The sequence below is a fragment of the Paenibacillus sp. FSL R5-0923 genome (genome assembly GCF_038009145.1).
GTDB lineage: Bacteria > Bacillota > Bacilli > Paenibacillales > Paenibacillaceae > Paenibacillus_AQ.
On sequence record NZ_JBBPAT010000001.1, the window covers coordinates 3,014,960 to 3,041,096 of the forward strand.

At 39.8% G+C, this 26,137-nt stretch carries 25 protein-coding genes; 19 read left to right on the forward strand and 6 right to left on the reverse strand.

Annotated features, from left to right (window positions below; genetic code table 11):
• Positions 1 to 62: 62 nt before the first annotated feature.
• Together MKX35_RS13395 and MKX35_RS13400 are read right to left on the reverse strand one after the other, a co-directional pair.
• Entirely contained in the window at positions 63 to 1,370 is a 1,308-nt protein-coding gene (locus MKX35_RS13395; protein ID WP_076284637.1) for an ATP-binding protein, read from the reverse strand.
• Positions 1,363 to 2,100: a LytR/AlgR family response regulator transcription factor gene (locus MKX35_RS13400; protein WP_052404359.1), complete on the reverse strand. Its 738-nt coding sequence runs from the start codon at positions 2,098 to 2,100 to the stop codon at positions 1,363 to 1,365. The genes MKX35_RS13395 and MKX35_RS13400 overlap by 8 nt, the downstream gene beginning before the upstream one ends.
• Before the next feature lie 194 nt (positions 2,101 to 2,294).
• Between MKX35_RS13400 and MKX35_RS13405 the strand changes: the two genes are divergently transcribed.
• From MKX35_RS13405 to MKX35_RS13440, 8 genes are all read left to right on the forward strand, one after another.
• Positions 2,295 to 3,206, forward strand: coding sequence for an ABC transporter ATP-binding protein (locus tag MKX35_RS13405; protein ID WP_076284638.1), 912 nt, complete (start codon positions 2,295 to 2,297; stop codon positions 3,204 to 3,206).
• Between the two features lie 3 nt (positions 3,207 to 3,209).
• The gene (locus MKX35_RS13410) at positions 3,210 to 4,007 is read left to right on the forward strand and encodes an ABC transporter permease (protein ID WP_076300537.1); all 798 of its coding nucleotides are present in this window, start codon (positions 3,210 to 3,212) and stop codon (positions 4,005 to 4,007) included.
• A 156-nt stretch (positions 4,008 to 4,163) separates the two neighbouring features.
• On the forward strand, positions 4,164 to 5,951 hold the full coding sequence (locus tag MKX35_RS13415; RefSeq protein ID WP_076300536.1) for an ABC transporter ATP-binding protein: 1,788 nt from the start codon (positions 4,164 to 4,166) through the stop codon (positions 5,949 to 5,951).
• Complete coding sequence (locus MKX35_RS13420) at positions 5,902 to 7,320, forward strand: radical SAM/SPASM domain-containing protein (protein WP_076300535.1); 1,419 nt, start codon at positions 5,902 to 5,904, stop codon at positions 7,318 to 7,320. The genes MKX35_RS13415 and MKX35_RS13420 overlap by 50 nt, the downstream gene beginning before the upstream one ends.
• Positions 7,317 to 8,378: a TIGR04066 family peptide maturation system protein gene (locus MKX35_RS13425; RefSeq protein WP_076284642.1), complete on the forward strand. Its 1,062-nt coding sequence runs from the start codon at positions 7,317 to 7,319 to the stop codon at positions 8,376 to 8,378. The genes MKX35_RS13420 and MKX35_RS13425 overlap by 4 nt, the downstream gene beginning before the upstream one ends.
• A gap of 14 nt (positions 8,379 to 8,392) precedes the next feature.
• Complete coding sequence (locus MKX35_RS13430) at positions 8,393 to 8,620, forward strand: hypothetical protein (RefSeq protein ID WP_076300534.1); 228 nt, start codon at positions 8,393 to 8,395, stop codon at positions 8,618 to 8,620.
• Between the two features lie 94 nt (positions 8,621 to 8,714).
• The gene (locus MKX35_RS13435) at positions 8,715 to 8,858 is read left to right on the forward strand and encodes a hypothetical protein (RefSeq protein ID WP_156113154.1); all 144 of its coding nucleotides are present in this window, start codon (positions 8,715 to 8,717) and stop codon (positions 8,856 to 8,858) included.
• Positions 8,859 to 9,129: 271 nt separating this feature from the next.
• Positions 9,130 to 9,489 (forward strand): hypothetical protein, encoded by a 360-nt coding sequence (locus MKX35_RS13440; RefSeq protein ID WP_060622809.1) that lies wholly within the window; start codon positions 9,130 to 9,132, stop codon positions 9,487 to 9,489.
• A gap of 35 nt (positions 9,490 to 9,524) precedes the next feature.
• On the opposite strand, the gene MKX35_RS13445 is transcribed toward MKX35_RS13440, so the two are convergent.
• Complete coding sequence (locus MKX35_RS13445) at positions 9,525 to 10,787, reverse strand: serine hydrolase domain-containing protein (protein WP_076300533.1); 1,263 nt, start codon at positions 10,785 to 10,787, stop codon at positions 9,525 to 9,527.
• A gap of 66 nt (positions 10,788 to 10,853) precedes the next feature.
• Between MKX35_RS13445 and MKX35_RS13450 the strand changes: the two genes are divergently transcribed.
• The 4 genes from MKX35_RS13450 to MKX35_RS13465 all read left to right on the forward strand — a co-directional run bounded on the left by MKX35_RS13450 (position 10,854) and on the right by MKX35_RS13465 (position 16,092).
• Positions 10,854 to 11,537 (forward strand): response regulator transcription factor, encoded by a 684-nt coding sequence (locus tag MKX35_RS13450; protein ID WP_076300532.1) that lies wholly within the window; start codon positions 10,854 to 10,856, stop codon positions 11,535 to 11,537.
• 2 nt (positions 11,538 to 11,539) lie between these two features.
• Positions 11,540 to 12,808, forward strand: a complete 1,269-nt coding sequence (locus MKX35_RS13455; protein WP_076300531.1) for a HAMP domain-containing sensor histidine kinase — start codon at positions 11,540 to 11,542, stop codon at positions 12,806 to 12,808.
• A gap of 165 nt (positions 12,809 to 12,973) precedes the next feature.
• The gene (locus MKX35_RS13460; protein WP_042189939.1) at positions 12,974 to 13,747 is read left to right on the forward strand and encodes an ABC transporter ATP-binding protein; all 774 of its coding nucleotides are present in this window, start codon (positions 12,974 to 12,976) and stop codon (positions 13,745 to 13,747) included.
• A 2-nt stretch (positions 13,748 to 13,749) separates the two neighbouring features.
• The gene (locus MKX35_RS13465; protein ID WP_076300530.1) at positions 13,750 to 16,092 is read left to right on the forward strand and encodes an ABC transporter permease; all 2,343 of its coding nucleotides are present in this window, start codon (positions 13,750 to 13,752) and stop codon (positions 16,090 to 16,092) included.
• An 87-nt stretch (positions 16,093 to 16,179) separates the two neighbouring features.
• On the opposite strand, the gene MKX35_RS13470 is transcribed toward MKX35_RS13465, so the two are convergent.
• Together MKX35_RS13470 and MKX35_RS13475 are read right to left on the reverse strand one after the other, a co-directional pair.
• Complete coding sequence (locus MKX35_RS13470) at positions 16,180 to 16,608, reverse strand: VOC family protein (RefSeq protein WP_042189935.1); 429 nt, start codon at positions 16,606 to 16,608, stop codon at positions 16,180 to 16,182.
• A gap of 189 nt (positions 16,609 to 16,797) precedes the next feature.
• Positions 16,798 to 17,196, reverse strand: a complete 399-nt coding sequence (locus MKX35_RS13475; RefSeq protein WP_042189934.1) for a DUF2871 domain-containing protein — start codon at positions 17,194 to 17,196, stop codon at positions 16,798 to 16,800.
• A gap of 349 nt (positions 17,197 to 17,545) precedes the next feature.
• Here MKX35_RS13475 and MKX35_RS13480 point away from each other — a divergent pair, with 349 nt between their 5' ends.
• A complete protein-coding gene (locus tag MKX35_RS13480) occupies positions 17,546 to 17,761 on the forward strand; it encodes a hypothetical protein (protein ID WP_234532155.1) in 216 nt (71 codons plus the stop codon).
• 116 nt (positions 17,762 to 17,877) lie between these two features.
• On the opposite strand, the gene MKX35_RS13485 is transcribed toward MKX35_RS13480, so the two are convergent.
• Positions 17,878 to 18,843: an NAD(P)H-dependent flavin oxidoreductase gene (locus tag MKX35_RS13485; protein ID WP_076300529.1), complete on the reverse strand. Its 966-nt coding sequence runs from the start codon at positions 18,841 to 18,843 to the stop codon at positions 17,878 to 17,880.
• 208 nt (positions 18,844 to 19,051) lie between these two features.
• Between MKX35_RS13485 and MKX35_RS13490 the strand changes: the two genes are divergently transcribed.
• The 6 genes from MKX35_RS13490 to MKX35_RS13515 all read left to right on the forward strand — a co-directional run bounded on the left by MKX35_RS13490 (position 19,052) and on the right by MKX35_RS13515 (position 26,125).
• Positions 19,052 to 19,714: an MgtC/SapB family protein gene (locus tag MKX35_RS13490; RefSeq protein WP_042189928.1), complete on the forward strand. Its 663-nt coding sequence runs from the start codon at positions 19,052 to 19,054 to the stop codon at positions 19,712 to 19,714.
• A 502-nt stretch (positions 19,715 to 20,216) separates the two neighbouring features.
• On the forward strand, positions 20,217 to 21,380 hold the full coding sequence (locus MKX35_RS13495) for an ROK family transcriptional regulator (RefSeq protein WP_341044248.1): 1,164 nt from the start codon (positions 20,217 to 20,219) through the stop codon (positions 21,378 to 21,380).
• 28 nt (positions 21,381 to 21,408) lie between these two features.
• Complete coding sequence (locus tag MKX35_RS13500) at positions 21,409 to 22,413, forward strand: asparaginase (protein ID WP_076286572.1); 1,005 nt, start codon at positions 21,409 to 21,411, stop codon at positions 22,411 to 22,413.
• Positions 22,414 to 22,502: 89 nt separating this feature from the next.
• The gene (locus tag MKX35_RS13505; protein ID WP_076300527.1) at positions 22,503 to 24,107 is read left to right on the forward strand and encodes a glutathione ABC transporter substrate-binding protein; all 1,605 of its coding nucleotides are present in this window, start codon (positions 22,503 to 22,505) and stop codon (positions 24,105 to 24,107) included.
• Positions 24,108 to 24,220: 113 nt separating this feature from the next.
• Positions 24,221 to 25,144: an ABC transporter permease subunit gene (locus MKX35_RS13510; RefSeq protein WP_042189920.1), complete on the forward strand. Its 924-nt coding sequence runs from the start codon at positions 24,221 to 24,223 to the stop codon at positions 25,142 to 25,144.
• A gap of 69 nt (positions 25,145 to 25,213) precedes the next feature.
• Entirely contained in the window at positions 25,214 to 26,125 is a 912-nt protein-coding gene (locus MKX35_RS13515) for an ABC transporter permease (RefSeq protein WP_042189918.1), read from the forward strand.
• The last annotated feature ends 12 nt before the right edge of the window (positions 26,126 to 26,137 follow it).

A 26,137-nucleotide genomic window follows, 5' to 3' on the forward strand; every position in this document is an offset into this window, starting at 1 on the left:
CTTGTGACTGAAATGCACCCCTTAGAATAAACATTGGAAAACCCTCTGGGTCCGATGTCTTTCTATGAGGTGCATTTTTGCTCAGTTTCTGCAACTGATAAGATCTCAATGTTAAAAAGACAAATTTCCACTTGGAAAATTTGGTTTTCATAGGTGATATCCCATATTCCGCCGATTTCTTCTACCGCATTCTTTACGCTTTTTAGACCGATACCATGAAAATGCTTGTCTCGTTTTGTTGTGGCTAATTCTCCGAAATGATTCGTACGTATTGAATGCTGATATGGATTCTGTATTCTGATAAATAAAGTACCCTTATGATAATGAAGTTGGAATTTAATATAAGGCTGAGTCACACCTGGATGCCTGCATGCTTCTATCGCATTATCAAGGGTGTTCCCTAGAATAATGCTAAATGCATAAGCATCTAGGTCAAGCTGAGGTGGAATCTTAATATCCGTTTGAAAGGAGATACCCAGCTTTTTGGCAAATTGCGACTTGTAATTAATGATAGAGTCGATTAGGATGGAGCCGGTATTACTTTCACCTGAAGAGAGTTCTATTACTCCAAGAAGCTTATCCACATCATTCAGTCCGGCTTCTTTTTCCCCAGCTTGTAATTGAGACCTCAGGCCGAGCAAGATATTCCTGAAATCATGTTGAAACGTAAAGACTTCTTGCTGCCTTTCTTTCGTGAGCAGATACTGGTTCATATAGTAGGTGTTCTGCTGTTCCAACAAGTAGTTTTTATTCTGTGCCGATTGTATGGTTAATACACGATCACACAAAAGAATGATCAGGAAGTTGATCAATAGCATTCCTCCGGACAAAGTCGGATACAACGCCGGATATTCCCGCAATGACAGCTCGCCCGATAATTTTGCAATACTGAGAATGCTGATAAACGGAAAGCAGAACAGCCCGATCCAATACCAACTGCTTAGACTGCCCTCGCCAAAAGCTTTGGTAAAACGAAGCGTGATCTGTACCAGTATAAACATCAGAATCTTAGACAAAAACAAGGTAAAGATGTATCCGCTTGTCGTATACACAGGTGCAGTAGCTGCATCTGAAAGAATAATCAGTGCGACTATAAATAAAGCAGCACCAATACGCCATTGTATTTTTCCTTTATACAAAAAGGACAAGAGAACGATCCCCACTATATTAAGCCCTAGCATCCATAAGCCGGGGAGTGGGCTGTAATGAAGGAGGAGTACGAAAATATAATAAGCAGTGTATACGGAATAAAGGATTACTTTGGATTCCCAAAGTCGTGGGAAACAATGATCATAGAAATAATGAATGATAAATGGGAGAGCTGCCAGTGTGAGGGCATAGAACAGCTCATCCAGTAGAATATTATTCAAGCAGACTCCCCCTGAATTGCAAATAACTCTTTTTCACTACGGTGCTTTGCTTATCGCTAATCGGAAGTTCTTCCCCACTCGTTAATACAATTTTTTTGCCCTGAATTTGTTTTATGTAATCGAAATTCACAAGATACGATTGATGAATCCGCACAAACTGCTTCGAAGGTAGCTTTCCTTCTTCTATAGATAAAGTACTGTAATATTCCGTTTGATCTTCCGTTGTTTGCAAAATGATTTTTCGGCGATCACTTGCCAAGTACATAATATTACGGATTGGAATAAGTAGTTTAGTTCCACTTTGGTGTACAGGCAGTAATTTTGGTTGGTTTTGCTGACGCTTGACCTTTATTTGCTGAATCATAGAGATTAGTTTTTTTTCAAAAGACTCGTTATGTATAGGCTTCTTTATAAAACCGGAAGGTTGAACGTCAAATAGTTGAACATGATACTCTTCGTGGCTCGATACGTAAATCAACCGAACCCTATCATTATCACAATCTCTCCGTAATATATGACCCGCTGTTATTCCGCTTATTCCCTTCATTTCTATATCCATAAAAATAAGATCAAATGGACAACCATGTTGAATGGCTTTCGTGAAACTTTCACCAGAATAGAATATCGATACCTCTATCTTTACAGTCTGCTGAATGGGATGGTTAAGGATCAATCTCTCAATATATTCTGTTGCCTTGAAATCATCATCACAAATAGCAATATGTATCATGTGAAATTCCCCTCCTGTGTTATAAATAATAATACATTATATGGGAGTATAATCAACCTTTATCCTTTTAGGGATCACTTGGAAGCGGCGAAAGTTACATTTATTCCCGTGTTTTTTACCATTGCGATTAGTAATTCTAGTAAACATGCTAATTTAATATCAATTAGTAGCAGACGGTATGGAGGAGTTGAAAAATGAATACAACAATCTTTGAAGCTGAGGGATTAACTAAACAGTACGGCAGTGCAAATGCGCTTCATAATATAAATATGCAGATTAAACAGGGTGATATCTATGGCTTTGTAGGTGAGAATGGAGCAGGTAAAACCACACTCATGAAAATAATTAGTGGATTAGTTTACCCTACAAAAGGGACTATCCAATTGATGGGTAAAAGTAGTGAGAAGGACATCGCACGAGTCAGAAAAAAAATGGGGGTTTTAATAGAGCTACCTGCCCTCTACCCCCATATGAATGCTGAAGAGAATTTAAGCTTTTATTGTAAGATTCATGGTATTTCGGATTTCAAGAGAATTAAAGATGTGCTGAATTTAGTGGGACTAACGGATGTTGAAAACAAAAATACAACGGAATATTCTCTGGGCATGCGTCAACGCTTAGGGCTGGCAATTTCCCTTCTCAATGAACCGGAATTTTTAGTGTTGGATGAACCGATTAATGGACTTGATCCTACAGGAATTGTAGAGATGAGAAAATTATTGGCTAAGCTGGCACATGAAAAAGGGGTTACCATCTTGATTTCCAGCCATATCTTGAGTGAGCTCCAATTGTTAGCTACCAAATTCGGGTTTATTCATAAAGGGCAGTTCATTAAGGAAGTCTCTGTGGAAGAACTCTTGCAATCAGCCGAAGCGCAAATTTGTATTAAGACCGTTGAAATAGCTGCAGCAATAAACGTGCTTAAGAACGATCTTAATATTCATTCGATCACATTGTCAGAAGCCGGAGAAATATTGGTTCCCAAGGATTTGACAGATCTTGAACAGTTAATGTCAACGTTAATTAGAAATGGAATTCCACTTGAAGGAATCAACCTGTCCACAGCAAATCTTGAGCATTATTATATGGATCTGATAGGAGAATGAGAAATGAGGGATTTTCTGAAAGCTGAGTCTTACTTTATAAGAAGGGATATCATGTTTAAGGGAATTTCTCTTCTGTTCCTTATAGCAAGTCTGGTACTAGCAATCTGGATTGGCGGTAAAGGTGGTTTTGAAATCGGTAATCTCGCGGAACCCTTAACAATTGTGACACCTTTATCTTTATTTTTTTATTTTATTATTCCAGTTTACGTATGTTTTTTTGCAACCGAAGGATTTGAATATGGATCTATCAAAGTTATCCTGGCTTCCGGACAAAGTAGGTTTATCTATATCACGGGGAAATACCTTTCTGTTTTTAAAATTATTATATGGTGGATTTTACAATTTACAGTAGTGTTTTATCTCGCTTATATGATAGCTGCTTTGATAATTGGGACTGACATCGGTAATCGTAATTTTTCTGCTGACTTGATTCAAGTTTCCCGTGTACTGGGATTAAATATCCTTTATTTATCAGCTTATGCTGCTCTAATCATTATGGTAGGTATTCTTATTAAAAGAACGGCTTCAGCGGTGGTTGTAACTTTTCTAATTATATTTGGCGACTTCATGATATCCGGTTATTTCCGTGATGCTTCCTCCGCATTGTTAAGGGGGATTTCAGACCATGCTTTAACGACTCAGGTTATGAAGTTTTCCGGAATCTACGTCGTTAATTCACAACATATAGTCCTAACCGGAGCAAAGAGCTTTATGGAAGTGGTGCTGATTCCTGTGATTATCATAGCTATTAGTTTGTCTGTCACCTATATTTCGTTTGGAAAAAGAGATATACACGCGTAGATAAAGGAGGAATTGAAATGGACAGGGGTAATAGATCACCAAAAACGATCGTTATTGTAGGTGCGTTGCTAGCTATTGTAGTTTTTGTTGTTCTTTTTGTTGGTATTGAGATGGGATGAGGCTAGTCTCAGTATATGTCGCGGGGAGTTATGTGAAATGAAATACAATGTAGTATGGATCAGCATTAAAGAGTTATTTCATCCTTACCGTAAAAACATTTGGATAATCAGTATTGTTATGTTGGTGACTTCTATAGGGAGCTTTTTGACTCCTTGGTTTACCAAGCAACTTATTGACATTGGTATTCTAGGTTTGGATTTTTATCGAGTTATTCAATACGTAGGACTAATTTTTTTAATATTCCTTATCCAACAATTACTTGGTATTTTTCAATTCTATTACTATAAGGAAATAAGTGTGAGAATACCATATGACTTGAATAAGAAAGCTTGTAAACATGTGTTATCCGTACGCACGAAATTTTTTAAAGACAGAAATTTCTCAGTAGTGATGTCTGAGCTTTTTCAAGATATCGCCAACATATCGTCTTTGACAGACACGCAATTTTTAACATCTTTCGTTAATCTATTTAAAGTTTTCGCCGGCTTAACAGCATTGTTTTATATTAACTGGAAATTAACTCTAGTTATGCTCGCTACAATTCCAGTCAAAATGCTAATCAGCAGTTTTTTATATAAAAAGCAAGTAAAGGTATATGAAATCATTATGCACTTGCAATCAAATTTCTCAGAATGGTTAGGGGATGCAATTAGTGGCATTGAAGCGATAAAAGTATGGGGGATTACTGGAAAACGACTAGCGAAACTGAAAGTGAATCTGGATGGAAGTAAAAATGCTAAATCCAAGTTAATGCGTTATGGATTTATTGATAGTATATCGGGTTCATTAATGACGACATTGTTTACTTGTGGTCTTTACTTGTACGGTGCTTGGTTAATCCAAAAAGATGAAATCACTATTGGCGGTCTGGTATCCTTCATTTCGTACTCATCATTGGTATTTGAACCAATTACTATCATATCGTATTTGATTACTCAATTATCCAGCGTGAAACCAGCTTTTGAGCGGTTTTTAAAATTTCTAAATACGGATGCTGAAATTGATAAACCGGAAGCGAAGGAATTATTAGAATCAATATCTATCAATGATCTGAAATTCGAAAACGTATCCTTGGTTTATGAGAATGAAAAAGCTCTGGATCAAGTGAATTTCACCATTCAAAAAGGTGAGAAAGTAGCGATTATTGGTTTGAACGGCAGCGGCAAATCATCTGTTGTAAATCTGCTGCTAAGATTCTATGAGCCAACTGAAGGCAGCATCAAAATAAACGATAAAGATGTGAAAGAGTATACTTTTGAATCCTATCGCTCAATATGGAGCTTGATGGCTCAAAACAATTATCTTTTCAATGATACTGTGGCGAACAATATCAACATTTCTGAAGAACTTACACTTACTGAGATATTGGAAAGCTGCAAACAATCAGGGGCATATTCATTTATCCAAGACCTACCCGAAAAAATGGACACTCGAATTGGTTATAATGGCGCTAAACTATCGGGTGGACAAAAACAAAAAATAGCACTTGCCCGAACATTAGCACGTAAGGATACAAAAATTCTGCTATTGGATGAAGCAACCTCAAGCTATGACTATTATTCGGAGCAGGTTTTTAACGAGGAACTGTTATCTTCAGATCGTTATATGATGACTATCATTATCACGCATCGACCGGAAGTATTAAAGAGATTAGATAAGATCATTTATTTAAATGGTGGCAAGGTTCTTGGGATAGGAACTTTTGATGAGTTGTATACATCTCAGGAGAGTTTTAGAGATATGATTACTAGTACGCAAAGGGAGGAAACCCCGGATGCCTTTTATTCCTTTTCAAACGAGAACGAATCTACATTACGTCTATGACATGAATAGAAACAGTATTTATAAAATCAAACAGAATCAGTATGAAGCGTTAAGTCATATTTCTGAAGGCAGTTATGAGGAAGCTGATGTAAATGTGCTTAAAGATTTTCAAAAGAGAGGGCTTTTAGCTGAATCTCCGATTCTACAAATTGAGCATCCGGCAAGTCAAATGTTGGAGTACCAGTTAGAGCGCTGTGTTAACTCAATCACTTTTCAAATGTCTCAAAATTGCAACTTGCGTTGTGGTTACTGTCCTTACTCAAGCAATGAAATTTATAATAATCGTTCACATTCTGCCCTGAATATAACCTGGGATACTCTGCAGCAAGGGATTGATTTCCTTGTAGCCCATTCTAAAGACGTGGACCACTTGCATGTAGCTTTTTATGGTGGGGAGCCTTTGATTGAAAAAAAACTCATCATGGATACTATGAAATATACACAGGAAAAAGTCAGCGGCAAAGAAATTTCCTTTGGTATGACTACTAATGGCACACTTCTGGATGATAGTTTTGCAAGGGAAGTTCGTGATTTTAACATATCCATTATGATTAGCCTGGATGGACCGAAGGATGTTCATAATGAAAATAGGACGTTTGTAAATGGACGTGGTTCCTATGAGATTGTATATCGTAATGTTGTACATATTCGAGATAACTATCCTGATCTATATCAAAAACTGAAGTTCAATACAGTTATTAGTCCAGATGGTAAGTTCGAAGAGATCTTTGATTATTTTAGAGCGGGAGAAGGAGTTAGTGACCTCTCTAAAGTTAACTTTAATACACTATCCATGAACTATACAGAGACGGAATTCTTTTATGGTGAGGCTTATTTTGAAGAACGAAATTACGAAGCTTTGAAGGCATATCTATTGCTGCTAGGAAAAGTAAAAGAAGAGCCTGTGGCCTATCATAAACGTGATATTGAAACCATTTATAGCTACAAAGAGTTTCTTTCGCCAATCAATGAGACCCCGAAAATTGCTCATCCCAGCGGGACTTGTATACCAGGCTTGAAAAAACTTTTTGTAGATGTAAACGGTAACTTTTTTCCTTGTGAGCGTATTGATGAAAATTCTTCACTGATGAAAATGGGAAATCTTCAGGATGGTTTTGATATTAAAAAGGTTCGAGAAATTTTGAATGTTGGAGCAGTTACGGAACAACACTGTAAAGAATGCTGGGCCTTTCATTGCTGCTCTATATGCCCCGCTGCAGCGGATAATGGAAAGGATGAACATTATTCAGAAAGCTATAAGCTTAGCAAATGCAACAGGGTTAAAGCGTCGGCATTAGAGAATTTGAAGAACTATACGATGATGAGGGAATTTAAATATCAGTTTAAAAGAGAGGATATTTCACTGTGAAGAAAAAACTGGCGGTTTACCCTTTTCATAAAGGTCTGATGCCTTTATTGCTAACAGAAAGTGAGCTTCAGAATTTCGAGCTGATATATGCCGTAGTTCCAAAAGGCTGGGAGTCATTCGATGAAGTGGACGACACTAAAAAGGCTTTAATATGTGATGAAGAGAGCTTTTATTTAAATGATCTGATTAACTCTGTTGATGTACTGTTATTATGTAAGCCTCAATTTCAAGTTGATGAATCAGGTTACTGCCGGTTAACTTCTCTTGCAGAAGAGAAGGGAAAGCATATTATGTACGTTGCTGAATTGAAAACTGTATTAAACCAATCAACCATAGAGGGTTGGGAATGTCTGAATCTAGAGCATCCTTCTATATCGAAACAGAAAGCATTAGCGAGTATCGACGTCCCAGTTATTTTAATTATGGGGATGGGGGAAAACTGCGGAAAATGGAATTTGCAGCTTAAACTAAGTGAAAACTTTCGCAATTCGGGATATAAGATGAGTTTGATTTCCAGCAATGCACTATCTAGATTATGGGGATACCATACAATCCCAGACATTATAGACGGCAATGATCTAACGTTTTCAGAACAGGTCGAGAGTATTAATGCCTATATTAAATATATAGAACAAGCTGAGAATCCAGATGTCATTATTATTGGAGTTCCAGGAAGCATTCTTAAGTATAGCACTTCAGTTCCCAATGGATATGGGTATATACCTTTCCTAATCAGTAATGCAGTCACACCAGATATCACAATATTAAGTTTGTATAACGGAAATTACGAAGAATCCCATTTGAAAGAAATGAAGTCCACTTGTTTATACAAATATGGCGTTAATATTGATTACTATCATATTTCTGAGAATGTTTGTTTATATAATCCAGAAGCAAGACAACTAGAATACTATTCTGTAGATTATCTGGACTCAGTGGAAAACAATTCCTATTCTCAAGAGGGGATGTATACTTTTAATCTTTCTAATTCTACAAGTCAGGAAGAGGCTTTTAGAAGAATTATAAGTGAGCTGCAAAATAATATTCCGATGATTTAAAGGAGGAGAAGGAGTTGTTGTATCTAAACGAACAGGTTATAGAAGAAACAGTCAAAAAATATGTCAAAGAATTCGATAGAACGACCAATCTATTAGGTGTAACTTCTGTTAGAAATATCATTTATATTTTAACAGATCTCGAGAACGAACTTGGATTCCAGATCAATGATTCTTTTGTCCGTGAAATCAAAGACTTAACTGTAGAAAAACTTATTGAAGTTATACCGAAACATCTAAAGTAGTGGCATAGAAATTTCGCTCTATCATTCTCAATGCTGACATAAGAGATGTATTCAAAACAGACCCTATGACAAACTGAAAGGAGGGGACTAAACAATGGAACTGAATAAAAACGCTTCTCAACAAGTAGCTCCTATGGTCTCTACATTTGCAGCTTGCTGGTGTATGTGCCTATGCCTTATTTTTACAGAAAAAAGACATAGTGACCAATTAGATGCTTTGAATGCTGTTAAAAATTAGTGAATTTATGCATCATTAATTGAGATCCTGTTTTTGACGAAGTTTTATTAGAAAATTGGCTGTTTTGGATACATCCTTTATGTCAGCATTTAAACTCTAATATAAAATCTCCGGCAACAATATTGCCAGGAGATTTTTTTGTTCAGGGCTTGTTTTGATTGGGCTGATATCGGAAGAGTACTGAAAGTCACAGAGGATTATTTTAATTATCGATATAATGAAAGCGTTATCTTTTTTATTGCAGTTTACTTAAATTAAAAGGAGATAAGCTATGAGAGTGAGCAAAGTTTCTTTTAACCAGCTTGTGTTTATTTGTTTAGGGATTCAATACATGTTAATGCATTTGTTCTCTGCAGGCGAGGCGATTGTCATCACATCCATAGAGCTTGTTATATACATGATTTTTACCGTTGTTGGCCTTGTAGGATTTTTTATGCGGAGCAGAAAAGTGGATAGTGAGGCTATTTCCGGATTGGTCGCATTATTCTTCAGTGTATTATGGATGGTATCTTTATTTTCGCAATTTAAGAAAGAAAGCTACCCAGATGCTTTAACGGTAATTAATTCGCTTGGCGTAGCTACTGCCTTACTTGTGCTTCTGGCTGAGTTCATCATTATAGCTAAGGCCTAGCGTAAACACAAACAAAAAAAACAAGACAGGTCTATTTAAGACTTGTCTTGTTTTTTGTGCATCCCCAGAAATGAAAGCTCACCCTGTGCATTCCGCTTAAATTCATATTCTGAATCATGCTTCGTATGATGGAATCTTGTTTCCGAGATTGGATAAAAGGGAGTGACCTCTACATCATTCCAGACAAAATAGTAATCTTGCCCACTACGCTCGACGCTCGCTTTGCAGCCATATCCCTCATAGGTTCCCATATATGAAGCATAAATGCTATCATCAAGCGGGTAGGCTTGCGGAGAGATCGGCACCCTTACAGGTTCGCCGAATACTAATCCAGCTAGCGATTCCGTTAACTTAGTGACGGGTACGCAATCATAATTAGTCAACATGATTATGCTTGTTTGATCTTCAGGGTATCTATGCAGTTCACTTCGGAAGCCGCGATAGGCACCGCCGTGATACATTCTTTTTCGATCAAAACGTTCGTCCAAGAACCAACCAAATCGATATTTGAGGTTACTGGAATGAAAAGCCATCTCTAGGGTGTTATGAGACACTAATTGATCGGAGTATAAGGCTTGATCCCACAGGAAAAGATCGGCAGCGGTCGAATACATCCCGCCAGCAGATAAGATAGAACTCATATCTATGTATTCCCCCTGAGTATACTCTCCCCAAGAAGAATGATAAGGTGAGGCTAATTTTTGAATAATCTGCTGATTGTTATAAACTCCTGTATTTACCATGCCCAGAGGCTGTAATATAAAAGTAGTGATATAATCTTCAAATGTCATCCCTGTAATCTTCTCAATAATCATCCCCAGCAAATAATAACCTGAGTTGTTATAGGCAAATGAAGTGCCAGGCATAAATGCAGGGGGCTGACTCACAAATAGCTGTAACATCTCCTGTGGAGTCAGCTTTAGCTTATTTAATTTTTGATTATATTCGGGTATGGAAGTGTAGTTGGCTATACCAGAGGTATGTCCTAGCAGGTGAAGGATGGTAATCCCCTCTAGTGCATGCTGCTGAGGGAGATATTTTAGGATTGGATCTTCCAGTCTGAGACGTTTTTGTTCTTTTAGCATCAGGATAGCCATGCCAGTGAATGATTTGGTAAGTGACCAGATCCGGAATTTGGTATCTAAAGTGTTGGGGACCTGATGTTCAAGATTCGCATATCCGTACGCTTTATGTAACTTGATTTCTCCACGCTGAGCTATTAAGACTGTGCCACTTAATGGCCAGTTTTGTTCGTATTTATCTAAATAGTGCTCCAGACGCTGGAACTGTGTATCCACAGGTAACCCCTCCTTAAAGGCATATTCTAACATAATAATAAATTCAGTTGAAGTGGAGAGAAATTGATGAGATATGATTGTTTGATTATTGATGATGAAATTGAGCTTGCGGAGACCACCTGCGAATATTTTAATTTGTTTGATGTTCAAACCGCATTTGTTACGAGCGCCGATGCCTGTCGGAGCTTTTTGAGTGAGCATCAGGTGTCGATGTTACTCCTAGATATTAATTTAGGTGGTGAATCCGGCTTCCAGTTATGCAAAGAACTGCGTCAGACGACCGGGATTCCCATCCTGTTTATTAGTGCCCGCTCCAGTGAGGATGATGTATTAATTGCGCTAGATATCGGGGGAGATGATTATATTCATAAGCCGTATACCCTGAGAGTGCTGCTGGCAAAAGTAAAGGCGGTGCTTAAACGGTACAACAACGAAGTTGTAGCCGAGTCCTCCCTTCTTGAATCCGGACCCATCCAGATTGATCCCGAACTCAGAAGGGCAAGTCTTAACGGCGTACCCCTCAAGCTGAAAACAATGGAATATAAATTGCTAAAGTTTTTGATCCAGCATAAAAATCGGGTAATCCCTAAAGAGGAGCTATTTACAGGGGTATGGGGGGATGTTTTTGCGGGAGATGGCACCTTAAATGTACATATCCGTCATCTTCGTGAGAAGATTGAGCAGAATCCTAACGATCCGCAGTACATCCGTACCGTATGGGGCATCGGTTATGCTTTTGAGGATAAATAGTGATGACTAAAAAATTGCTACTGGCGCTAATGCTCACTATACTCGCTGCAAGTATAACTCTCATATTCCTGATATTTAATTTGAAGGTGGAGACCTCAACAGACCGAGTGGCGATCAATACCATTGTTAAGCTTACAGAGCAGCATTGGGATAAGCTTGAGCCGAAACTGTACAAGGAAAGTCCCTATGATTTCGCCATTATTGATACCTCTGGTAAATTAAAATATCAGACTGAAAATACGATTTCTGTTAGCGTTAACGAAGCTATCAATAATCGGGATACCTTAGTCGACGTTGTTGTTCAGGATCAGCTGGTGGGTAAAGTAATTATTAATAATGATTACCGTACGATTTTTATACATATGAAACAACAATTTATACAAGTTTCTGTTGCAATGCTGCTTTTGCTTACAATTCTAGGCATCCTCTATATTTGGTTCCTGAATAGATCCATTCTTCGTCCATTTCGCAAAATGCAGCTATTCGCGAACCATATCGCAAGAGGTGATCTTGAAGTGCCTCTGGAGATGGATCGTAATCATCTATTTGGTGCTTTTACCGAAAGCTTCGATATGATGCGGGAAGAGCTTGCGGCGGCTAGGCACAGTGAATATTTAGCGAATAAGAGTAAGAAGGAGCTGGTTGCTAGTCTCAGTCATGATATTAAGACACCCGTCGCTTCGATGAAGGCGATTACGGAACTGATGTTATTAAGCGCAAGAGATGAGAAGACAAGCAGACAGCTAAACACCTTGTATTCCAAAGCGGATCAGATTGATCGTCTGGTCACAGACATGTTCCATTCCACCTTGGAGGAACTGAATGAACTAAACGTCAGCTTAACGGAGGAGAATAGTCACCTCCTGACCCAAATTATAAATAATGTGAACTTCTACGAACGGATTTCAGCAGCATCTGTGCCAGACTGCATCATTATGGTGGATCCCTTACGGCTGCAGCAGGTCATCGATAATGTGGTGAACAATTCCTATAAGTATGCCTACGCCGGTACACCCATCGATATTCAATTCGAGATTAGGGATCATTATCTGGAGATTGATGTTCTGGATTATGGTCCGGGTATCCCTGAGGAGGAATTGCCTTTAATATTCAATAAATTCTTTAGGGGCAGTCTGGCCGTGAGCCAGAACGGTGCAGGTCTAGGTCTGTACATTTCTCGTTATATGATGCAAAAAATGCAGGGCGACATTGTATGCTCCAATCGGGAGGATGGATTTACTGTAAAGCTGCTGATTCCTTTAGCAGGATAGAATTAAGAATTCGCTAAGGATTGCACAAAGACATGTTAAGAACATTTAACGTACGATTAGGTTGCAATTACGAATGAGTCTGTGATTGCAGCCATTATATTGTGCGTAGAGCTAGGGTTACTATTAGCGTAATTAATGAGCATGAACGTAAATGGAGTGTTCAACATGAACGAAGTGAATAATAAAGTATTGATGCAGACCCATAAGCTTGGAAAAACCTTTTCCCATGGAGGAACTCAGCAGCATGTATTAAAAAATCTAGATCTGACCTTATATCATGGTGATTTCACGATTATCATGGGCAGCTCTGGTTCTGGTAAATCAACACTGCTGTATGCCATTTCGGGAATGGATAAACCAACGCTTGGAGAGGTCTTGTTTGAAGGTCAAGATATTACGGCGATGAGTAATGATCAGCTGGCGATATTCCGGCGGAAGAATTGTGGATTTGTGTTTCAGCAGATCCATCTGCTCGATTCAATGAGTGTGCTCGACAATGTATTATCAAGTGCTTTTCTTGTCCAAAAGGATAGAGCTGGGGCTGTGGAAAAAGCCAAAAAGCTGCTCTTAGATGTAGGCCTGGATGACACAATCTGGGGTAAGTTTCCAGCGCAAATCTCAGGAGGAGAAGCTCAGCGTGCCGGAATTATCCGGGCCCTGATCAACAGTCCAAAAGCGGTCTTTGCGGATGAGCCGACTGGAGCGCTAAATAGCTCAGCAGGAATAGGGGTACTGCGTGTCCTAACCGAGGTAAATAAGCAGGGGCAAAGCATAATTATGGTAACCCATGATCTCAAAACTGCGCTGCGTGGTAATCGGATCTTGTATCTGCAGGATGGAGTAGTCATCGGAGATTTGCGCCTTTCCCCTTATAGCGAAGATAGTGGACCTGAACGGCAGCAGCAATTACAATCCTTTCTGACCGAATTGGGGTGGTAGGGATGAGAAGCTTAATAGGAAAGCTTGCTTGGTCCAATATTCGTAAAAGAAAAAGTGCAACGATTACACTCTTCGTATTGATTATGATTGCTGCGCTGCTGCTGAACATTGGCCTCACAGTCAGCTTGAAGCTTAATTCTTTTCAGCAAGAAAAAATATCGAAGCTAAATACACCTGATATCACCGCTTATTTTCCTTTAAATGAGAATGTGAAGAATTATGAATCTCTGGTGGATAGCTATCCTTATACTGAAACATGGGAGAATGAGGCGGCGCTTCTGCTACCTGATGTAAAGATAAACTACGGGGGAAACAATACAGCTATTGCTTTCTTGATTCTTAATAAGGATTCGCAGCGCTCTATGGGACTATTTAATACCACTTCTCGGTTGGAACCTGCGGATCAAAATACAATTTATTTGCCGTATATCTTTCACGGAGGCTCAGGGTATAACCTTGGGGATACGATCTCGTTTGAATACGATAACAACAAATTTACTTATACCATCGGTGGATTTACGGAGGAACCCCTTTTTGGGACATTGACGAATGGGGCTTTGAAAATATTTTTAAACGATGAAGGTTATAAGCAATTAGAGGAACGGCTTGGGAAAGAAGTTCAATTTAATTTTTTATCTGTACAATTAAACGAACGGGCGAAAGAAGTCAAGCTGGAGCAAAAGTTGAGTGAACAGATTTTTGGATCTGGAAACACAAGTTCATTTTTAGTCATGCGAACTGATGTGGGGCTCGAAGGTAACCGTGTTTTTGTGAATATTTTAGCCGCTATTCTGATTGTATTTGCATTGATTATGGTTGTAATCTCGTTGATTGTGATCAGGTTTCAGATCTTCGGGAATATTGAGGATAACCTAACCAACATCGGTGTTTTGAAAGCGAACGGTTATACGTCAAGGCAGATCATATCCTCATTTCTTTTACAGTTCGTCTCAGTGTCTATAATTGCCTCCATACCGGGAAGTTTGATTTCTGTTCTAGTCATGCCCTTAGTAGGTAATATGATTTCGTCTTCGGTTGGACTGTTGTGGCCGACAACTTTTGAATTATTAAGTGCTTTGTTGAGTTTGCTTATCGTTACGGTGCTGATTCTCTTAGTTGCCTACCTGTCTAGTAGAAAGATTCGAAGGATTACTCCGATAGCAGCTCTTCAGAGCGGGCTTCTTACCCACAATTTTAAGAAAAATCATTTTCCACTAGCGAGCACTTCATTGAATTTGCAATTCGCCTTAAGTCTGAAGTCTTTATTTAGACAGACCAAGCAGAATTTTATGATCGTGCTGATCGTTGCAGGGTTGACCTTTTCGAGTATATTTTGCTCCATCCTTAATTTTAACTTTAAAGGGGATACTTCAGCCGTTTTAGATTTAGTGGGTCTAGAACGTACCAATTTGCAACTTGATCTAAAAAAAGCTAATCATGATCCAAAGATATTTGCAGAAGTAGAGGCCATGCCTGAGGTTCAGAAGATCTCCATATTGGAAGGTAGAGTAGCTTCTATAGATGATTCCAGTTTTATGATCCGTGTATCTGATGATTATGCCAAGCTGGAGACGCAGACGGTCTATAAAGGTAGGCAGCCCATTTTTGATAATGAAATTGCGATATCCGGTGTAATTGCAAAAATGAAAAATAAATCGATTGGGGACGAGATTCCAGTTACGTTTAATGGGGTAACCCAAAATTATTTGGTGACTGGTCTTAGCCAGCAGATTAATCAGTTAGGTATGGTTGCTACCATAACAGAAGATGGAATGAGAAAATTGCAGCCGAATTACTCAGTCCAGTCCATTAATGTGTATTTAAAGGAAGGGGAAGATCCTCAAGCGTTCATCCAAAAGCTTGAAGAGCGTTTCCCTGGACAATGGAATGTAACGAACATTTTAGATATGTTAGAAAGCACGCTTAGTACATTCACTACAGCAGTATCTTCTATGACAGCAGTCATTACCGCGGTCACAATTATAGTGGTTAGTCTAATTTTGTATTTGGTGATTAAGACGTTGATTATGAAACGTAAGCGGGAATTCGGTATTCTTAAAGGTATCGGATATACGACCTTTAATCTGATGACACAGATTACGTTCAGTCTTTTTCCGGTGATTGTAGTTGGAGTATTATTGGGGAGTTTAGCAGGTTATTTTTTCTCGGATTCGGCGTTTGTATTATTGCTTTCAAGTCTAGGCATTTATAACGTTCAGCTGGCGGTTAGTCTGCCTCAAGTGCTTCTACTGTGTGCTGTCATTCTAGTTGTTGCTTATGTGGTATCCATGTTAGTTGCAAGACGGATTCGGAAGGTCAGTGTATATGATTTGATTATGGACTAAGAGCTTGAACAAAAAACAACGAGCTGGAGGTAGGCCGCACCTGTATTAATAGGTTCCACAGCCACTCCATACTCGTTGTTATTTTTATTACATATTCATTCGTCCGTCATCATAATTGAATTGCCAATCGATGCCGAATTTATCTTTTAGACTACCATAACACGAGCTCCAGAAGGTTTCTTGTAATTCCATACCTACTTTTCCGCCTTCTTTAAGCTTATGGAAATATTTCTTTATGCCATCCAAATCCTTACTAACTACCGAAAGACTAATGTTATTTCCTTCCACAAAAGGCATGCCCGGAAAAACATCAGAGAACATTACATTACTGCCTTCGATATTCAAGCGAGTGTGCATAACTAAATCTTTGGCTTCTTCAGGAAGAGTGAAATTGGGATCAGGTGGTGTTTCGCCAAAGGTCATGATTTGTGGACGTTCAACGCCAAACACCTCCGCGTAAAATTCTGCAGCTTGGCGACAATTCCCGTTGAAATTCAGATAAACATCGATAGACATTTACTTCACTCCTTAAAAGTTTTATTGGCATCGAAAGCATAGTTTAAAGTTAAAATTTAAGATATCTCGCGACTTCCATATTGTATCATTTACCAGTGTATAAACAAATATACTTATAGTCTCATTTGGTATGAACTTTTACATGATTATAAAAAGGAGCCGCTGGAGTGTTATCCAGCGGCTCTTTCCTTATGATTTAATTCGTTTACCGAGCAGAACTAGTAGCCAAATGATACCAGCACCTACTATGGCATGACCGAGACCCGCAATATGCGGTAAGAAGCTGATATCAGTCCCGTTAATTTGCAGCATCCCGCGAGTGGCCATAGTACCGATCGTGATCAGGAGACCAATGTTATATACAATGTACCATGCGCCAAAGGATTTAGCTTCATGGATATTAAATAACTTGGCTAGGATCAATGCGATTATAAAGAAGAAGAAGCCCAGTACAAGGATATGAGTATGAAGTGCAACTAAGATGGTGTTTCCTTCGAAATCATTCATTTTGGTAATTTCACGATAAGCAACACCTGCTATCAAACCAAGAATGGCATAGAAAAAAGACGTGTAATACAATTTTTTCATGATCATGACTCCTTTATGTTTATTGTTATATTGAAATCATATCTTTCAAATAAGAACGCAGTATGAACAAATGATTATATAGTGATTAATTTCACGGAATTGACAAAAATAAATCTCTTAAGTATGTCCCACATAGTTTCCACACAATATTCATCTATAATCATTAATATTATTGAACCCCACTATTCATTGAATTCAGGGTGTTCGATGGCACGGGAGGATGAATATGAAAAAAGCGGATTGGATCATAGCCATTCTAGTTATGGGAATGGGTCTGATGTGCATGTTGGTTTCAGCAAATTTTTTTCGTATTGATTTTTTCCGTATTATAAAGTAGGAGATGGTTTTTTTGAAAAGAGGAGTATTTGCAGTAATCTGTGTTGTTATTTTGTCATTTGGAATTGGAACAGCAGCTTATGCTGCCGGGTTTGCTCCAAGCACTTTTAAAGAGATGTTGCCCTTTATGAAAGAAAGACATCCTAACTTAGGTGATTCCGAGCTAGAACAAATGTATAAGAGCTGTCATCAACAAGAGGGCATTTCTAATACTCGTGGAATGATGTAAGGCTATGCTGATATAGAGTCAACTATAAACAACGCCTTTTAAAAAGAACCCTTTGTTGCATACAACAAAGGGTTCTTTTTTTATCTTTATCATCACATAAGTATCCTATTACAATCTTAAGTTACCGGGTTCAATGCTCCTTGATACTCATACATTAAATTGTCGATAATCTGCTGTACGGACAATATCTCTTTAATCTCATGAACTCTGGACCCGGCAAACACTAATCCGTTCTTAACATCTCCTCTAAGCGAAGTTAGCAGGGATTCCATGGTACAGAAGCGATGCGAACATACCTTTAGACAATTAGAGCATTTGGCTATTTTTAATTTGGCATCATCACTAATACGTTCTGTGAATTCATTACGAATCGCTCTGCCATCTAGCCCAACTGTAGACTTAATTAGAATAGTATCACCTTGCTGAGCATCTACATATTTTTGCTTAAAGGCCAGAGGAGCATCACATTCATGGCTCGCCACGAAACGAGTCCCCATCTGAACACCAGAAGCGCCAATCCGAAGGGCTTTTGCGATATCATCTCCCGTCAGAATCCCACCAGCAGCAATAACCGGAATCGAAATGGCTTCTACAACCTCAGGAAGAATTTCGAACATGGATCTTTCTGTGCCCAAATGGCCCCCGGCTTCAAATCCTTCCACTACGACTGCAGAAGCACCAAGTCTTTCGGATATTCTGGCTAATTTGGCGGAGGAAACAATAGACACCACAGGAGTACCATACTCTTTACCCCAAGCATAAATATCTCTGGAAATCCCGGCTCCAGAAATAATAAAGTCCACTTTTTCTTCCAAAGCGACCTTCATTTTATCAGCAAAATCCTTCATCGCGAATAGAACATTCACACCGATATATCCAATCCCTTTTGAGAGCTCTCTTGTTTTGCGAATATGCATTCTCAGTTCATCAGTGGTGATTCCTGTACCGGAAATGGTGCCGATCCCGCCTGCATTGGCTACAGCAGCAGCTAAGCCACTTAAGGATATGCCTACGCCCATACCCCCTTGAATTACAGGAACCTTGGATTTAATATGCCCAAATTGGATTGTTGGCAGTTTCATATACGCACCTCTTTCACTAGTTGTAGACCGTTATAAAATGTCTACTGGAGTAACAGTTATAAAGGTATCACAGTTAAATCTTTGCAGATGTGACTGTGCGCATGCTCAAACTATGTTAAATATCATGTTCATATTATAGGAGGGGGAAATATAGAAATCCGTTTATGATACAATAAATAGCAATATTATAAGGAGAGAAGGACTATGTATGGAGTTTGAATATTTGCTTCGTGTAGTTGGAGCTGGAATTTGTGGTGTTTTAGTTGGCTTTGAACGAAAAAGTCGGATGAAAGAAGCGGGAGTTAGAACGCATTTTATTGTTGCTTTAGGTGCTGCACTTATGATGATCATTTCAAAATATGGATTTCAGGATCAAGCTGATTGGTCCTATGTTAAGCTCGATCCCGCACGTATAGCTGCCCAGGTAGTAAGTGGAGTGGGATTTCTTGGTGCAGGAATGATTTTCATGCATAGACACACTGTGAAGGGCCTGACAACTGCAGCGGGGATTTGGGCAACGGCGGGACTAGGGCTGGCGATTGGATCGGGCCTATATATTCTTGGTGGAGGAGCAACAATTATTATCTTACTTGGGCAAAAGATTTTGCATGGCCGATACAGTTGGCTGGCCTCACCGAAAACGCAACAGATTGTGATCTGTCTGACTAATTCAGAAGGAGCCGTGAGTAGAATTCAACAGCTCCTTGAAGAAAAAAATATTACCATTTTAAGCTTTCACGCTGAAAATAATAGTCTTGCCTCCGAATTGAATTTAGAAATTATCGTAAAATTTCCTGAATCGTTTAATGCTGTGAAATTATTGTCACTGATACAAGAGGACGCGTCTGTTAAGGCAGTAGAGTTTCAATAATTTTTTTAACACTACGCATCAAAAGTTGGTTTCTATATGAAGAACTTGCTTTTGATGCGGGTGCAATCTCCATTTCACTATCAATCCGCGCACGATTCTACCTTTTTTCCAATATTCAGATTCACAAAACTTCTGCATCGATCCCAAACCTCTTTTGTTTTTAAGATATTTCCTCCACCTCTAAATTAAGTTTTTCCTATTTATAGTTTCCGCTCGGTCTATTATGAGAGCGGTTTTGGTCTTTGGTGTTATGTTTGTGTTATGTATTTATTGGAGATTGTTATAAAAATCACATATTAAACGCTTTCATTTATTTCGAATAAAAAAATATGTCATTTATATTGACATACAATCAATGAGCCTTTATTATTAATCCCATCACTGGAGAAACTAAACTGAAATTTAATCAAATAATACATTAGCGTAGCTTAATTGGCAAATTTTTTCTTATTTTTATAGTTTTATTAGTTTGATTAATGCACTGAAGAAAATAATTAGGAGAATGTCTGTGAAAAAGCACGATCAGGATTTTATGAAGCGGCAAAATCGTTTGACGGTCTTCGAAATCATAAAAAATCAACAACCAATTTCTCGCGCTTCCATTGCCAAACAAACGGGTATGAGTCCTACAACTGTAAGTCGAATTGTTGGGGAATTAACTGAACAGGGCTATCTACTGGATTCGGATCAGGTATCGTCAGGATTAGGTCGGAAATCAACGTTGCTAGCTATGGTTGACGCTTCTGTATTGTCGGTTGGGGTTGAGCTGGATCGCAGTCTTATGATTGTAGGTATCGTAGATTTGCAAGGTAAGCTTCTCTGCAGCAGGCAATACCCGCGTACTCCGGACGAGAGTCCAGACAAGACACTGGAACGAATCAATGAAGCGATTGAACAACTGACGCAGCAGCATGTGATTGACAGAACGCGTATCGTCGGTATTGGCGTTGGACTTCCTGGCATTGTGAATAACGAAGAAGGTATTGTTGTCTTCTCTGTTCAGCTTGGATGGAAGAATGTTGCCTTAGCAAAACGCCTAAAGGAACTAACCGGTTTTGAAATTGCTGTAGATAATGAGTTGAAAGTTAGAGCTCTTGCTGAACACCTCAAAGGCGCTGCTGTTGGATCTGTCCGTACCGCACTATTGGGCTTCGGGCAAGGCGTTGGCTCGGCGATGATCCTTGAGGGAGAGATTTATCGCGGGGTGATGAACAGTGCTGGTGAAATAGGGCATACGACAGTGGATCCTAACGGAATGATGTGCGAGTGCGGTAAGGCGGGTTGCTTACAGACCTATATAAATATCAGTTCATTGTTGTCGGAAGCCAATCGGATTCGTCCGATTCGCACGATTGAGGAGTTATTTGAAGCAAAGGATGCAGGAGAGCATTGGGCGGTTCATTTGATCGAGCGTGCGCTCATGTATATGGCGATTACTATCAACAATGTCGTATGCATGTATAACCCCGATAGTGTGATCTTGAGTGGAGAACTCGTAGACAAATTTCCGGATATTTATGAAGCAGTCGAGAAGCTATATCTTTCACGCTTCACATGGGAACCCCTTCGTGGGTCTTTCTCCATTCATCGTTCCATGTTGAACGAGAATGGTGTAATTATCGGATCTGGACTACTATCGCAAAATCGCTTTTTCGCATTGGATTAAAATAATTACATCGAAGGAGGTTGTACAGATGGGGTTTACAACATTAGTAGAAGAATATCGCGGTGGCTTACTGGAGAATGTCCATTATGGTGCAGTTAGCGTGGTCGATGAGAAAGGTAATATTTTGTATAAAGCAGGTAATCCGGAGCATATGACCTATCTTCGTTCAGCTGCTAAACCATTCCAAGCTTTACCGGTTATGAAGCGTCGGATCGATGAAGTTTACGGTTTGACAAGTAAGGAAGCCTCACTCTTTACTGCTTCGCATCGGGGAGAGGCCTTTCATATTGAAGCACTTGAATCTCTTTTTCAGAAAATGGGATTAAAAGAAGAGGGACTTCATTGTTGTTCTACATACCCACTGAATGAGGAAGCCAAGGCAGAACGCCATCGGGCGAATGAGCCCACTCGCAAAATCTTTCATAATTGCTCAGGTAAACATGCAGGGTTAATGGGCCTTAGCAAATATATGGGTTGGGATATAGATACTTATTATGATCCTAACCATCCCGTGCAACAGGAGATCATTGATATCATGGCTTATATCGCAGAAGTATCGAAGGAATCCATTCCTCAAGGGATTGATGGCTGTGGTCTTCCTATCTTCGCGCTCCCTCTTCATAAAATCGCTTATTCATATTTAAAGCTAGCCTGTCCTGATTTGATTGAGAATACGGAAATACGTAACGCAGCTGCTGCGACTGCAAAGCTTATGAACGATAATCCGGTGATGATTGCAGATACGAAATTCGTCTGCTCAGAGCTACTGAAGGATGATAATCTGACGGCAAAGGGCGGTGCTAAAGGTGTATATGGGATTGGACTCCGCAAGGAGCGAATCGGTATCTCACTAAAAGTATCCGATGGTTCTGAGCAAGTCTGGCCTTGTATCATCGCATCGATTCTGGAACGTTTAGGCTATAGCAATCAAGATACGATTGATCGTTTATATGCACTCGTGCCGAACACTATTGTTAATGATGGCGGCACAGTTGTAGGCGAACGCCGTGCTGTATTCCAATGGGAAGTCTGATTATAAGGATCGAGAATAATCTTCAAGTCTCATGAATAATTGGACTGGGAGCTTTTCTAATACATCGTTTCTAAAGGGGAGTGTATAACATGAAAGTAAAAGGAAAAGTATGGTCAATGTTCATGCTGCTGCTTATTACAGTAGTAGTGACTGCAGGGTGCGGCAACAAAGCGAACAACGAGGGACAAGGCGGCAATACCGCTGGTGGAACTGAAACTAGCACCCCAACTACAAAAAATGATAAAGACATTGTAATTGCCATCAATTCTAACTTTATTACGCTAGACCCTCATAACGCAAGCGATACACATTCAATCAGCGCTGCCAGAACGATGTACGAAGGTCTAATGGGTTTTGATGAGAATATGAACGTAGTTCCTGTCCTTGCTGCTAGCCATTCCATAAGTGAAGACGGGTTGGTCTACACGTTCAACTTGCAAGAGAACGTTAAATTCCAAGACGGTACTGACTTCAATGCTGAAGCGGTTAAAGTAAACATCGCCCGTATTCAAGATGAGAAGAACAATCTGAGATTGCGCAAAAGCTTTGCAAAGGTAGCCAAAGTGGAGACGCCTGATGCCAAAACCGTGGTTATTACACTCAGCGAGCCATACAACGCATTTTTAAATAAAGTAGCTATGGCACCTATTATTAGCCCGAAAGCTTTAGAAGAAAACGGAGCTGATATTTCGAAAAAACCTGTAGGAACGGGTCCGTTTAAGTTCAAAGAATGGGTGCAAGGTGATCGTCTAGTTGTTGAGAAGAATACGGATTACTGGCAAAAGGACTTGCCGAAAGTGGATAGTATAACCTTTAGACCCGTACCAGAGAATGGCTCACGGATTGCGATGCTGAAGACTGGTGAGGCTGATTTCATTTATCCAATGCCTACCGAGCAAGTATCCGAGGTTGAAGGCCTTGAAGGAATTACTATAGATACCATCGATTCAACCATTGTTCGTTATGTAACTTTGAATACGATGAAGAAACCTTTCGATGATGTAAAGGTACGTCAAGCCATTAACTATGCTATCAACAAAGATGCGTATATCAAGGTGGTGAAATCGGGTCTTGGCGCTAAGCTCGATTCCACGATGTCATCCAAAACACAATATTATTCCCCACAAACAGGTTATGACTATGACATTGAAAAAGCTAAACAATTGCTTGCTGAAGCGGGATATCCAGACGGATTCGAAACCGAAATTTGGGGAGAAAACGAATCTGAAACGATGAAGGGTATGCAATTTATCCAACAACAGCTAGCGCTTGTAGGCATTAAAGTAGAAGTGAAGTCCATGGAAGGCGGTACTTTATCCGACCAAATTAACGCTGCTAAAACACCTGAAGAAGCAAAAATTCAAATGTGGTATGTCAGCTGGTCTCCATCCTCCGGTGATGCAGATGGTGCTACGAGAGGTTTGTTCAGTAGTGAAATGTTCCCACCTGCTGGCTCGAATACTGCTTATTATAAAAATGAAAATGTAGATAAATGGATTGCTGAAGCAAACAAATCTGTTGATCCAGAAGCGGCTAAATCCATTTATGCAAATATTCAAAAAACAGTATGGGAAGATGCTCCGTGGGCATTCATGGGCGTTGACCAAATCATCTCAGGCAAAAGATCGAATCTGGAAGGTGTCAAAGTCTTCCCGGATGGTTCCATTAATGTCCTAAATGCAGAAGTGAAATAATTCAAGTCAAACGCAAAATTTAATTTCCCAAGAATTGAACGAGGCCGCTTCTTAAGAATGGTAGGAAGCGGCCTCAACTAAATCATTTGTCGATACTGAAGGGGGCTTATGAGTTGGGTAGATATGCTTTACAAAGACTCCTCGGGGTTATTCCGTTGCTATTCATTGTATCGGTATTAGTCTTTCTGTTTATTCACTTAATTCCGGGCGATCCGGCCCGGCTTATTGCGGGTAAAGACGCCACACTTGAAGAGATTCATGGCATTCAAGAGCAACTAGGTCTCAATCTGCCGCTGTGGAATCAATACATAAACTACATGAGCGATCTACTAAGTGGTAATCTGGGCAATTCGATTCGATCAGGGATTCCAGTAACCGATATGCTAGAAAGTAGAATAATGCCTACCTTGTGGTTAACGTTTCTCAGCATGGCTTGGGCGCTTGTCATTGGTCTTCTAATTGGTGTTATTTCAGCGGTTTATCGTAATAGATGGCCTGATCACTTAGGCACATTGACAGCCATTTCGGGGATGTCGATTCCTGGATTCTGGTTAGGTTTGGTACTCATTCAAATTTTCTCGGTAGAGCTTGGTTGGTTTCCGACCGGTGGTGTAGATTCCTGGAAGTCGTATATTCTTCCTTCCATTACACTTGGAATGGGAATTATGTCGATGCTGGCTCGTTACTCACGGTCATCGATGCTAGAAACGTTACGGGAGGATTATATCCGTACTGGACGTGCGAAAGGCTTACGCGAGTATGTTGTTATTAGCAGGCATGCGCTGCGAAATTCTCTTATACAGGTCGTTACTGTAGCTGGACTTCAATTTGGGTTCTTGCTTGGTGGATCGGTAATGGTTGAGACAGTGTTCAGTATTCCTGGCCTTGGTAGACTGCTGGTGGATTCCATTTTGTTCCGGGATTATACAGTTATTCAAGCTTTGCTGCTGCTGTTTTCAACACAATTTATCCTTATCAATTTAATTGTAGATTTATTGTATGGCGTACTCAATCCGAAAATCAGGTTTTCTCAGTAAGCTAGAGTAACTGAGAGGCAGAATTACGATAGTTTTCTATAGGGTGAATATAGGATTAGGAGGGATATCATGAGCGACAATTCGGCGGTAATGGGAACTAATTCTCCTATACCCGGAGAGGTAATAGCCCCGGAGAAAACAAAAGGCCGTGCGGGTGTTTTTATTCGCAAGTTCAGCAAACAAAAGATGCCCCTTGTGGCTGCATTTTTTATCATATTGCTTTTTTTAATTGCCATTTTCGGGCCATTTCTGACCCCTTATAATCCTGATGAACCGAACTATGATGCGCTAATGCAGGGTCCGTCTGCCAAGCATTGGGCGGGAACGGATGAATACGGCCGTGATATTCTAAGTCGCTTAATTGATGGTACAAGGTTGACTTTGGCGGTCAGTCTGAGCTCCGTTTTGATTGCAGGTGTACTTGGAACCATCCTTGGTCTTGTCAGTGGATATTATGGCGGTTGGCTGGATCGGATTATTATGCGTGGCAGTGACGTATTGTTCTCATTCCCTGATTTACTGCTTGCCATTGGGATCGTCGCTATACTTGGGCCTGGTTTATCCAACGTTGTGATTGCCGTTGCAGTCTTCGGTACACCCTCGTTCGCCCGCATTATTCGGAGCGTAACATTGTCTGCGAAGGAAACGTTGTTTGTTGAAGCTGCCCGTTCAATGGGTGCAAAGAATCGTCGAATCATTTGGCGACATATTTTTCCTGAAACAGTTCCTAGTATCATCGTTAATCTATCCATGAAAATTGGCGGGGCAATCTTAGCCGCTGCGTCACTGAGCTTTCTTGGAATGGGTGCGAAGCCAACGGAGCCCGATTGGGGGGCAATGTTAAGCATGGGGCGCGATTATTTAAGTATAGCTCCACATATCGTTTATTTTCCGGGTTTAGCTATATTTTTGACAGTACTTGCATTTAACCTGGTCGGGGACGGACTGCGCGATGCTCTTGATCCCAAAATGAAAAACTAAGGAGGGACAAGA

Coding starts and splice junctions, on each gene's coding strand:
- MKX35_RS13400 (WP_052404359.1), bottom strand. CDS start 2,100: ATGATACATATTGCTATTTGTGATGATGATTTCAAGGCAACAGAATAT.
- MKX35_RS13405 (WP_076284638.1), top strand. CDS start 2,295: ATGAATACAACAATCTTTGAAGCTGAGGGATTAACTAAACAGTACGGC.
- MKX35_RS13410 (WP_076300537.1), top strand. CDS start 3,210: ATGAGGGATTTTCTGAAAGCTGAGTCTTACTTTATAAGAAGGGATATC.
- MKX35_RS13415 (WP_076300536.1), top strand. CDS start 4,164: ATGAAATACAATGTAGTATGGATCAGCATTAAAGAGTTATTTCATCCT.
- MKX35_RS13420 (WP_076300535.1), top strand. CDS start 5,902: ATGCCTTTTATTCCTTTTCAAACGAGAACGAATCTACATTACGTCTAT.
- MKX35_RS13435 (WP_156113154.1), top strand. CDS start 8,715: ATGGAACTGAATAAAAACGCTTCTCAACAAGTAGCTCCTATGGTCTCT.
- MKX35_RS13440 (WP_060622809.1), top strand. CDS start 9,130: ATGAGAGTGAGCAAAGTTTCTTTTAACCAGCTTGTGTTTATTTGTTTA.
- MKX35_RS13450 (WP_076300532.1), top strand. CDS start 10,854: ATGAGATATGATTGTTTGATTATTGATGATGAAATTGAGCTTGCGGAG.
- MKX35_RS13455 (WP_076300531.1), top strand. CDS start 11,540: ATGACTAAAAAATTGCTACTGGCGCTAATGCTCACTATACTCGCTGCA.
- MKX35_RS13460 (WP_042189939.1), top strand. CDS start 12,974: ATGAACGAAGTGAATAATAAAGTATTGATGCAGACCCATAAGCTTGGA.
- MKX35_RS13465 (WP_076300530.1), top strand. CDS start 13,750: ATGAGAAGCTTAATAGGAAAGCTTGCTTGGTCCAATATTCGTAAAAGA.
- MKX35_RS13470 (WP_042189935.1), bottom strand. CDS start 16,608: ATGTCTATCGATGTTTATCTGAATTTCAACGGGAATTGTCGCCAAGCT.
- MKX35_RS13475 (WP_042189934.1), bottom strand. CDS start 17,196: ATGAAAAAATTGTATTACACGTCTTTTTTCTATGCCATTCTTGGTTTG.
- MKX35_RS13485 (WP_076300529.1), bottom strand. CDS start 18,843: ATGAAACTGCCAACAATCCAATTTGGGCATATTAAATCCAAGGTTCCT.
- MKX35_RS13490 (WP_042189928.1), top strand. CDS start 19,052: ATGGAGTTTGAATATTTGCTTCGTGTAGTTGGAGCTGGAATTTGTGGT.
- MKX35_RS13495 (WP_341044248.1), top strand. CDS start 20,217: ATGTCTGTGAAAAAGCACGATCAGGATTTTATGAAGCGGCAAAATCGT.
- MKX35_RS13500 (WP_076286572.1), top strand. CDS start 21,409: ATGGGGTTTACAACATTAGTAGAAGAATATCGCGGTGGCTTACTGGAG.
- MKX35_RS13505 (WP_076300527.1), top strand. CDS start 22,503: ATGAAAGTAAAAGGAAAAGTATGGTCAATGTTCATGCTGCTGCTTATT.
- MKX35_RS13515 (WP_042189918.1), top strand. CDS start 25,214: ATGAGCGACAATTCGGCGGTAATGGGAACTAATTCTCCTATACCCGGA.